This is a genomic window from Micromonospora chalcea (genome assembly GCF_002926165.1).
Lineage (GTDB): Bacteria > Actinomycetota > Actinomycetes > Mycobacteriales > Micromonosporaceae > Micromonospora > Micromonospora chalcea.
The window spans coordinates 1-9228 of the sequence record NZ_MAGP01000036.1 but is presented as its reverse complement, the minus strand read 5'-3'; the positions used below and the strand labels follow the sequence as shown (position 1 = coordinate 9228).

Sequence of the window (9228 nt, the reverse complement as noted above, 5' to 3'; positions counted from 1 at the left end):
CACGCCGTTCTCCCGCCCATCAAGTTCTGACCTTCGACAAGCCAGAACCTAGGCAGGACAACGGCGTGCGCCATCAACGACGCGCCCAACCACCCACAGACACGTCACAAGACCCATAAATATGCCTGAGAGTCATATCGCTCGAGGCCTCACCTTTCCGGAGGGCCACCGGCCGCCGTCGTGACACGCTCGGCCCGGGTCGAGGCCCAGCGCCGCCTCGCGGTGTGACGGGCGTCGCCCCGAGCGGGGCTCCGGGCCCGTCGGAACAGTCCTAGCGTCGACCCATGGCCCTCGCCGGACCCCGCTGATGGGACGTGTCTCGCCGCTCCCGCCGCCCGGGCCGCTGCGCACGCTCGCGTACGCCACGCTGGTCAACACCGTCGGCGCGGGGCTGTGGCTGGCGGGCGGAGCGCTCTACCTGACCCGGGACGTGGGCCTCTCCGCCACCTCGGTTGGCGCCGGGCTCACAGTCGCCGGGCTGGTCGGGCTCAGCGCGAGCGTGCCGCTTGGCGCGCTGGCCGACAGGTCGGATCCGCGTACGCTCCGGGCCGTCCTCCAGGTGGGCCAGGCGGTCGCCGCGCTCGCGTACCTGCTGGTCGGCTCGTTCCCGGCGTTCCTGGCGGTGGCGGTGCCGGAGGCGCTGCTCGCGACCGGCAACCTGGCGGTACGGGCGGCGCTCGTGGCGGCGGTGGGCGGCCCGGACGGCCGGGTGCACGCCTTCGCCACGCTGCGCGCGGTGGCGAACCTGGGCATCACCGTCGGTACCGCGCTGGCCGGGATCGCGCTCGCGGTGGACACGCACCGGGCCTACCAGGTGCTCGTGGTCGGCAACGCGGCCACCTACCTGCTCTCGGCGGCACTGCTGCTGCGCCTGCCGCCGCAGCCGGCCGCCGACGCGCGCCGGGCCACGGCGGCGAGACCGGCACCCGACGCGGAGACGACGCCCGGAGCGATGACGACCGGCGGTGGCACCCGACGCGGACCGGGCGCGCGGCGGCGCGGCGGACCGCTGCGGGACGGACGGTTCCTCGCGGTCAGCGGCGCGTCGGCGGTGCTGAGCACGCACGTGACGGTGCTCGTGCTCGTCGTACCGCTGTGGACCGTGGACCGGGCCGGCGCGCCGCCACCCGTGGTGTCGGCGGTGCTGCTGGCAAACACGGTGCTCACCGTGCTGCTCGCGGTCCGGCTGAGCCGGGGCGCGGAGCGGGCCGCGCCGGCCGCCCGGAAGCTGCGCCGGGCCGGGCTGGTACTCGCGGCGGCGACACCCCTGTACGCCGTGACCGGCGTCCTGCCGGTGCTGCCGGCGGTCGTGCTGCTGCTCGTCGCGACGGCGGTGTGGACGGTGGGCGACCTGTGGCACGGCGCGGCCGGCGCGGGCCTCGCCTACGACCTGGCCCCACCCGACGCGATCGGCGCCTACCAGGGCGCGGACGGCCTGCTCGCCGGGCTGGCCCAGGCGCTCGGCCGGGGCCTGCTCACGCTGCTGGTGCTCGGTGGCGGGCCGGTCGGCTGGCTGGTGCTCGGCGGGATCTTCGCAGCCGCCGGGCTGGCCGCCCCGGCGCTGGCCCGCCGGGCGATCGCGAACCGGCGGGCACCGGAAACCCGGCCCGCCGGTGTGCCGGGGTGAACGGCGTGTAGCAGCATGACGGGATGACCGACCAGCAGAGCATCACGATCCGCCCCGGTGGACCTGGCGACGCCCCGACGCTGCTGCGGCTGCTCGACAGCGCCACCGCCTGGCTGACCGAACTCGGGCGTACCGACCAGTGGGGCACCGAGCCGGCGTCGATCGACCCGCGCCGCATCGCCCAGGCCGAGGAGTGGGCGGCCGGGAACGGCCTGTACCTGGCCGAGATCGACGCGACGGTGGCGGGCGCGCTGGTGGTGGGCGCGGCAACGAACTACGTGCCGCCGGCCACCGAACCCGAGCTGTACGTGAACCTGCTGGTCACCGACCGGGCGTACGCGGGGCGCGGGGTCGGTGCGGCGCTGCTGGCGTACGCGGCGGAGCTGGCCCGTGAACGCGGCGTCGGCCTGCTGCGGGTGGACTGCTTCCGCAGCCCCGACCGGGCGCTCGTCCGGTTCTACGAGAGCTGCGGGTTCACCGCCACCGAGCCGTTCACCGTGGAGCGGCCGGGCCGCCCGACGTGGACCGGGCAGGTGCTGGAGCGCCGGGTCGGCTGAGTCAGCCGATCTCCTCGTCCACGAAGCACCAGCGCCACGACTCCCCCGGCTGGACCGACCGCATCACCGGATGCCCGGCCGACTCGAAGTGCTTCGTGGCGTGCTGGTACGGCGACGAGTCGCAGCAGCCCACGTGCCCGCAGGTCAGGCAGGCGCGCAGGTGCACCCAGTCGGGGTTGCCGATCGCCACGCAGTCCGGGCACTCGGTGGTGGTGGCGGGCTCGGCCGTGCCCGCCTCGGCCAGGTGCCGGCAACTCATTCGACGACCTCCTGTCGCAGCAGTGACTCCTCCAGATCCAGGTCACGATAGGCGCGCGTGAGCACCTCCTCCGGGATCTGGCCGGAGTCGCGGGCGGCCCGGAACACCTCCCGCTCGGCGTCGATCATCTCCTGACGCAGCCGCGCGTACGCCTGGGAAGGGGTTTCCCGTTCGGTGCCGCCGAGCCGCTCCCAGGCCAGGTTCGCCCGGGTGGTGGTCAGCCCACGCAGGCGTTCCACCACCGCCTCCGGCGCGCCCCCGGCCAGCTCGTCGAGGCGTTCCCGGGCCGCCCGGCTGGCCCGCTGCTGCACCCCGGCGGCGGACAGCGCGTCCTGTACCGGGTCGTCCGGCGGCAGCCGCAGCCGCCGGGCCAGCCACGGCAGCGTCGCGCCCTGCCCGACCAGCGTCGCCACGATCACCGCGAACGCCAGCCAGATCAGCAGCGCGCGCGGGTACGGCGTGTCGCCGGCGAGGGTGAGCGGCAGACCCAGCGCGGCGGCCAGCGTCACCACGCCGCGCATGCCGGCCCAGCCGATGACGACCGGGAACTGCACCGGCGGCGCGGGATCGCGCCGGCGTACCCGCGGCACCAGCCGGGCCAGGTAGGTGGCCGGGAACACCCACACGAACCGGGCCAGGAAGACGGCGGCCAGCACCGCGGCGGTGATCGCGACGAGCGAGCCGAGCGGCTCCTCCAGGTCGCGTACCACCTCCGGCAACTGCAGGCCCACCAGCAGGAACACCAGTCCTTCGAGGAGGAACCGGATCAGCCGCCAGAACGCCGTCACCTGCAGGCGGGAGGCGGCCGACATGAGCGTCGGCAGCTTGTGCCCGATGCCGAGGCCGGTCACCACCACCGCGACCACCCCGGAGGCGTGGATCTCCTCGGCGGCGAACACCACGGCGAACGGCACGATCAGCGACAGCGCGTTGTCCAGCACCGGGTCGGTGGCGCGTTTGTGCAGGAAGCCGAAGACCACCACGCCGAGCAGGCCGACCAGGACGCCGCCGCCGGCCGCGACCACCACCTCCCGGGCCACGTCGCCGGCGCCGACCCCGCCGGTGGTGGCGGTCGCCGCGACGATCGCGACCCGCAGCAGCACCAGCGCGGTGGCGTCGTTGACCAGGCTCTCGCCCTCCAGGATGGTGACGATCCGCCGGGGCAGGCCGACCCGGCGGGCCACCGCGGTGGCGGCGACCGCGTCCGGCGGCGCCACCACCGCGCCCAGCGCCAGGCAGATCGCGTACGGCAGCTGGGGCAGGAACCAGTGCACGACGGTGCCCACCACGAACGCGGTGAAGATGACCAACCCGACCGCGAGCAGCAGGATCGGCCGCAGGTTGAGCCGGAACGCCGGCACCGACGTCTCCACCGCCGCCACGTACAGCAGCGGCGGCAGGATGCCCACCAGCACCAGGTCCGGGTCCAGCCGCACGTGCGGGAAGAACGGCAGGAAGGACAGCGCGAGACCGAGCACCACGAGCAGGATCGGCGCGAGCAGGCCGAGCTTGCGGGCCAGCGCCGCGCCGAACGTGGCGATGGCCAGGAAGACCACTACCTCGAACAGAGCATCCACGAGCGTCGAGCCTATGCGCCGCGGCGTCGATGTGTGATCAGGCGACGGAGCGCAGCTTCGGCAGCACCTCCGCGCCGAACGTGTCGATGAACGCGCGCTGCTCCTGCCCGACGTGGTGCAACGCGATCTGGTCGAAGCCCAGCGCCACGTACTCCTCCAGCCAGCCGATGTGCCGGCCCAGGTCGGCGGAGACGTTCACGGTCTCGGCGACCGTCGACATCGGCACGTCGGCGCTCGCCACGTCGAAGTGCTCGGGGGTCTCCAGGTCCCAGCAGACCGGCGGCGCGAACACGTTGCTGCGCCACTGGTCGTACGCGATCGCCTCGGCCTCGGCCTGCTCGGGCGCCCAGCTCACGTGCACCTGCAGGTGCAGCGGGCCGCGTCCGCCCGCGTCCCGGTAGGCGTCGATCATCCGGCGCAGGTGCTCGACCGGCGCGTTGACGGTGATCAGCCCGTCCGCCCACTCGGCGCACCAGCGTGCGGTGGCGACGCTGACCGCGGCGCCGACCAGCGCGGGCGGCTCCTGCGGCCGGGTCCACAGCTTCGCCCGGTCCACTGTGACGAGGCCGTCGTGGCTGACCTCCTCGCCGGCCAGCAGCGCCCGGATCACGTCGACGCACTCGCGCAGCCGCGCGGAGCGGACGTCCTTGCGCGGCCAGACCTCGCCGGTGATGTGCTCGTTCGCCGCCTCGCCGGTGCCCAGCGCAGCCCAGAACCGGCCCGGGTACATGGCGCCGAGCGTGCCGATGGCCTGCGCGATGATCGCCGGGTGGTAGCGCTGGCCCGGCGCGTTCACCACGCCGAAGGACAGGTTCGTGGCCTGGAGCGCGGACCCGAGCCAGGACCAGGCGAACCCGGACTGGCCCTGCCGCTCGCTCCACGGCGAGAAGTGGTCGGAGCACATGGCCGCGTCGAAGCCGGCGCGCTCGGCGTGGATCACCGCCTCCAGCAGCCGGGCCGGGTGGATCTGCTCGTGGGATGCGTGGAAGCCGAACGCCGTCATGGTGGGCACTCCTACCCGTGACGGCGTCCGGCCAATCGCGTCTACTCGGAGTGCGCTCCGGCGCCCGCGCCGGCCTGGCCCTCGCCGATCCACACGGTCTTGGTGTTGCAGAACTCGCGCATGCCGGCGGCGGACAGCTCGCGGCCGTACCCGGAGTTCTTCACGCCGCCGAACGGCAGCTCCGGATAGGACGTGGTCATCCCGTTGATGAACACGTTGCCGGCGTCCAGGTCGACGGCGAAGCGCTCCTGCTCGGCCGGGTCGTTGGTCCAGGCGTTGGAGCCGAGGCCGAAGCTGGTGCCGTTGGCCACTTCGATCGCCTCGTCGTACGAGCCGACCCGGTAGAGCCCGGCGACCGGCCCGAACACCTCCTCGGACCACATCCGCATCTCCGGGCGCAGGTCGGTGACCACAGTCGGCGGGTAGTACCAGCCGTCCCCGGCCGGCTTCTCACCGCCGCAGAGCACCGTCGCGCCCTGGTCCACCGCGTCGGTGACCTGGGCGTGCACCTCGTCGCGGCCACGCTCGCTGGCCAGCGGGCCGACGTCGGTGCCGTCGTCCATCGGGTCGCCGACGCGCAGCGCCGCCATCCGGGCGGCGAACTTCTCGGCGAACGCGTCGAACACGTCCGTGTGCACGATGAACCGCTTCGCGGCGATGCAGGACTGACCGTTGTTCTGGCAGCGGGCGGTGGTGGCGACCTCGGCGGCGGTGTCCAGGTCGGCCGAGGGCATCACCACGAACGGGTCGCTGCCGCCCAGCTCCAGCACCGTCTTCTTGATCTCCCGGCCGGCGATCTGGGCGATGGACCGGCCGGCCGGCTCGCTGCCGGTGAGCGTGGCGGCGCGTACCCGGGGGTCGCTGAGGATCCGGTCGACCGCGTCGGAGCCGACCAGCAGCGTGGTGAACGCGCCCTCGGGAAAGCCGGCCCGCCGGAACAGGTCCTCCAGGTAGAGCGCGGTCTGCGGCACGTTCGAGGCGTGCTTGAGCAGGCCGGTGTTGCCCGCCATCAGGGCCGGGGCGGCGAAGCGCATGACCTGCCACAGCGGGAAGTTCCACGGCATCACCGCGAGCACCGGGCCGATCGGCTGGTAGCGCACGTACGCCCGCCTGGCCTTGACCGCGGCGGCGTCGGCCGGCTCGTCGGCGAGCATCGCCGGCGCGTTGTCGGCGTAGAAGCGGCAGGCGGTGGCGCACTTGGTGACCTCCGCCTTGGCGGCGGCGTACGTCTTGCCCATCTCGGTGGTCATCAGCCGGGCCGTCTCGTCGCGCTCGGCGTCGAGCCGGTCGGCGGCGGCGGTGAGCCACCGGGCCCGCTGCGCGATGGTGGTCTCACGCAACTGCCGGAAGGCCAGGTCGGCCCGCTCGATCGCGGCGTCGATCTGCTCGTCCGACATCGCGTCGTACGTCTTGAGCACCTGTCCGGTGGCGGGATTGGTGGTGGCGATGGGCATGTCGTCCTCCTGTCACTCGAACAGCGAGTGCCGCACGCCCGGCTCCTCCCGGCGGCGCGCGGCGCGGCGGCGCTGGATCACGACCAGGTCGACCACCGCCACCACGGCGAGCAGCGCGCAGACCACGCCCAGCCAGGCGATGCCGGCGGCGAACGCGAGCACCGCGAAGACGGTCATCACGACCAGACCGAACGTCGCCAGCACGAGCCGCAGGTTCAGGGCGCTGTTCGCGTGGCCGACCGTGCCGCGGGCGCGCCGGGGTTGTGATCGGGTCATTCCTGGGGCCTACCCCGGCACGGGCGGGGATAACCGGCCGGGGCGGGAACGCCGGTGATCCGGGACACCCGGCGGGCGGTCGCCGGATGCGCGCTGCGGGCGGGTGCGTTACTTCGGGGTGCCGGTTTCCGGCGGAGATCCCGCGGGCCGGTGGAGAGGATGGCATGACCACGACGCAGGCCGTACCCGTGACCGTCGCCGTGTCCCGGCGCGCCGACCCCGCGCGTACCGACGAGGTGGTGGCGTGGATGCGGGCCGGTACGGCGCTCGCGGAGAGCTTCCCGGGCTTCCTCGGCGCCGGTTTCGTCCGCAGCGCCCCCGGTTCCGGCGAGTGGCACGTGATGTACCGCTTCGCCGACGCGGACACGCTGCGCGGGTGGGAGGACTCGCCGCAGCGGCGCTGGTGGCTCAGCTCGGCGCAGGGCATCGTCGAGCACACCCGGGTCGAGCGGCGCACCGGCATCGAGGGCTGGTTCGACCCGCCGGTGGACCACGTGGTCGAGACGTTCGGCGAGCCGGAGCCGGCCGCGCCGCCGCGCTGGAAGCAGGCGGTCACGATCTGGCTGGCGTTCTTCCCGCTGAGCCTGGCCGCCACGCTGCTGACCGCCCGGTTCCTCGCCGACGTGCCGCTGGCCGGGCGGACGCTGCTGATGACGCTCGTGCTCACCCCGCTGATGACCTACCTGGTGCTGCCCCGGATCACCCGCCTGCTGCACCGGTGGCTGCACGGCCGGCCTGCGCCGACACGACAGATGTGAACGACAGTGGTCTATGCCTGATAGCCGACAGAACCGCTTCCGGGACCCCGCCGGGGCATAGGGTCGACGCGCCCGTTGCCGCCGCCCGACGGGGGAACCCATGCCTCGACGCTGGATCGCCGCGCTGGCCTGCCTGGCGGCGCTCGTCGCGCTCGCCTGTGACGGCTCCGGCGAGGCGTCGCCCCGGCCCTCCGGCACACCCCGCCCCGGCGAGCCCCGGGTGCTGGTCGCGCTCGGGGACTCGGTCAGCACCGGTTACGGCTCCTGCCTGGTGCTGGTGAGCTGCGAACGCAACTCCTGGTCGACCGGGGACGGCCTGCGGGTGGAGAGCATCTACCGGCGGCTGCGCGCCGACGCGCCGGGGCTGCGGGCGTACAACCGGGCCGTGCCCGGGGCCCGCGCGTCCGCGCTGACCGGACAGGCCCGGTCCGCGGTACGCGACAAGGCCGACCTGGTCACCGTGCTGATCGGCGCGAACGACGCCTGCCGGGGCGACGTCGACGACATGACGCCCGTCGCCACGTTCCGCGACCAGGTCGACGCGGCGCTCGGCGTGTTGCGCGAGGGCCGGCCGAAGGCCCGGGTGCTGATGGTCAGCATCCCGGACCTGCACCGGCTCTGGCAGATCGGGCACACCGAGCCCCGCGCCGTGCGGGCCTGGTCGCGTGGCGTCTGCCCGGCGCTGCTCGCAGACGCCACGTCGACCGCGCCCGCCGCGGTGGCCCGCCGGGCCCGCGTCCGGGACCGGATCGAGGCGTACGACGGCCAGCTCCGTGCCGCCTGCCGGGCGTACGGGTCACGCTGCCGCTGGGACGGCGGCGCGGTGCACCGTCACCGCTTCACGCTGGACCAGGTGAACGCGCTGGACTGGTTCCACCCGAACGCGGCCGGGCAGGGCCGGCTGGCCGAGGTGGTCTGGAACGCGTCCGGCTGGGCGAGCTGACCGGCGCGGGCCGGACGGACGGGCCCGGGGCCGAGGAGGGTCAGGGCTGACGCGGGCCGGGAAGCGGCCGGGGACCACCGGCCCGGTAGAGGGCGCGCGTACGGTCGGCCAGTTCCTTCGTGGCCGACGAGTTGGCCCAGGTGCCGAGCACGATCGCGGCGCCCGGCACGACCTTGGCGAACATCCGCTTGGCGGCGCGTACCCCGGCCATCCGGGCCAGCCGGACACCGAGCTGGAGCATCACCCGGCCCAGCGCCCGATCGGCGGCGGAGCCGAACAACGCGCCGGCCCGCTCCCGGCCGGCGGCCACCCCGAGCGCCAGGCGGGCGGTCTGGGCGGCCTTGTGCACCCGCTGGAGCACCAGCAGATCGGTGGCCCGGTCGACGTGCGTCGGGTCGGCGCCGTACGCGGCGGCCACGTGCAGCACCAGCCGGGCCTGGGTCCAGGCCAGCACGCCCACGTCGATCACCGCGCCGGGCAGCCCGGCGGCGCCGGAGACCGCGCCGGAGAGCCGGGCGTGGTTGACGAACTTGCGGACCGCCTGGTCCGCCAGCTGCTCGGGCGGCGCGTCCGGCCGCAGGGCGCGTTCCCGGGCCGCCCACTGCGCGGCCTCCGGCCCGAGCCGGCGTACCGCCTCCAGGGCCAGGTGCTCCGGGGCGTACTGCGGGTCCTCCCGCATCCGGTCCCAGAGCTTGGCCGGTGGCGCCTCGGGCGCGTCCACCGGCGGGGCGGGGGCGGCGGGGATGGCGTCGGGCTCCCCGACGCCGTCCCCGC

General features: G+C 74.5%; 10 protein-coding genes. 4 read left to right on the top strand and 6 right to left on the bottom strand.

Annotation, left to right across the window (positions count from 1 at the left end; genetic code table 11):
- Positions 1–307 precede the first annotated feature (307 nt).
- Together BAW75_RS05150 and BAW75_RS05145 are read left to right on the top strand one after the other, a co-directional pair.
- Positions 308–1627: an MFS transporter gene (locus BAW75_RS05150; RefSeq protein ID WP_104112819.1), complete on the top strand. Its 1320-nt coding sequence runs from the start codon at positions 308–310 to the stop codon at positions 1625–1627.
- Positions 1628–1650: 23 nt separating this feature from the next.
- Entirely contained in the window at positions 1651–2184 is a 534-nt protein-coding gene (locus BAW75_RS05145; RefSeq protein WP_104112818.1) for a GNAT family N-acetyltransferase, read from the top strand.
- A 1-nt stretch (position 2185) separates the two neighbouring features.
- Here BAW75_RS05145 and BAW75_RS05140 read toward each other — a convergent pair whose 3' ends face one another.
- Genes BAW75_RS05140 through BAW75_RS05120 form a run of 5 tightly spaced genes read right to left on the bottom strand, consistent with a single transcriptional unit; the run spans position 2186 to position 6753 of the window.
- Positions 2186–2443, bottom strand: coding sequence for a UBP-type zinc finger domain-containing protein (locus BAW75_RS05140; RefSeq protein ID WP_043325056.1), 258 nt, complete (start codon positions 2441–2443; stop codon positions 2186–2188).
- Positions 2440–4020 carry a Na+/H+ antiporter gene (locus tag BAW75_RS05135; protein ID WP_104112817.1) on the bottom strand — a complete coding sequence of 527 codons (1581 nt, stop codon included), beginning with the start codon at positions 4018–4020 and terminating at the stop codon, positions 2440–2442. The genes BAW75_RS05140 and BAW75_RS05135 overlap by 4 nt, the downstream gene beginning before the upstream one ends.
- A gap of 37 nt (positions 4021–4057) precedes the next feature.
- Positions 4058–5032: a TIGR03885 family FMN-dependent LLM class oxidoreductase gene (locus BAW75_RS05130; protein ID WP_275937792.1), complete on the bottom strand. Its 975-nt coding sequence runs from the start codon at positions 5030–5032 to the stop codon at positions 4058–4060.
- A gap of 32 nt (positions 5033–5064) precedes the next feature.
- On the bottom strand, positions 5065–6477 hold the full coding sequence (locus tag BAW75_RS05125) for an NADP-dependent succinic semialdehyde dehydrogenase (protein ID WP_064447512.1): 1413 nt from the start codon (positions 6475–6477) through the stop codon (positions 5065–5067).
- A 12-nt stretch (positions 6478–6489) separates the two neighbouring features.
- On the bottom strand, positions 6490–6753 hold the full coding sequence (locus BAW75_RS05120) for a DUF6343 family protein (protein ID WP_043325060.1): 264 nt from the start codon (positions 6751–6753) through the stop codon (positions 6490–6492).
- A 164-nt stretch (positions 6754–6917) separates the two neighbouring features.
- Between BAW75_RS05120 and BAW75_RS05115 the strand changes: the two genes are divergently transcribed.
- Positions 6918–7511, top strand: a complete 594-nt coding sequence (locus tag BAW75_RS05115; RefSeq protein WP_043325061.1) for an antibiotic biosynthesis monooxygenase — start codon at positions 6918–6920, stop codon at positions 7509–7511.
- A 100-nt stretch (positions 7512–7611) separates the two neighbouring features.
- Positions 7612–8454, top strand: coding sequence for a GDSL-type esterase/lipase family protein (locus tag BAW75_RS05110; protein ID WP_104112815.1), 843 nt, complete (start codon positions 7612–7614; stop codon positions 8452–8454).
- A gap of 40 nt (positions 8455–8494) precedes the next feature.
- Here BAW75_RS05110 and BAW75_RS05105 read toward each other — a convergent pair whose 3' ends face one another.
- Positions 8495–9199 carry an EcsC family protein gene (locus tag BAW75_RS05105; protein ID WP_104112820.1) on the bottom strand — a complete coding sequence of 235 codons (705 nt, stop codon included), beginning with the start codon at positions 9197–9199 and terminating at the stop codon, positions 8495–8497.
- Positions 9200–9228: the final 29 nt, after the last annotated feature.

Bases quoted from the DNA above. Each gene is read 5' to 3' on its own strand.
- BAW75_RS05150 (WP_104112819.1), top strand. From the start codon at position 308: ATGGGACGTGTCTCGCCGCTCCCGCCGCCCGGGCCGCTGCGCACGCTC.
- BAW75_RS05145 (WP_104112818.1), top strand. From the start codon at position 1,651: ATGACCGACCAGCAGAGCATCACGATCCGCCCCGGTGGACCTGGCGAC.
- BAW75_RS05140 (WP_043325056.1), bottom strand. From the start codon at position 2,443: ATGAGTTGCCGGCACCTGGCCGAGGCGGGCACGGCCGAGCCCGCCACC.
- BAW75_RS05125 (WP_064447512.1), bottom strand. From the start codon at position 6,477: ATGCCCATCGCCACCACCAATCCCGCCACCGGACAGGTGCTCAAGACG.
- BAW75_RS05120 (WP_043325060.1), bottom strand. From the start codon at position 6,753: ATGACCCGATCACAACCCCGGCGCGCCCGCGGCACGGTCGGCCACGCG.
- BAW75_RS05115 (WP_043325061.1), top strand. From the start codon at position 6,918: ATGACCACGACGCAGGCCGTACCCGTGACCGTCGCCGTGTCCCGGCGC.
- BAW75_RS05110 (WP_104112815.1), top strand. From the start codon at position 7,612: ATGCCTCGACGCTGGATCGCCGCGCTGGCCTGCCTGGCGGCGCTCGTC.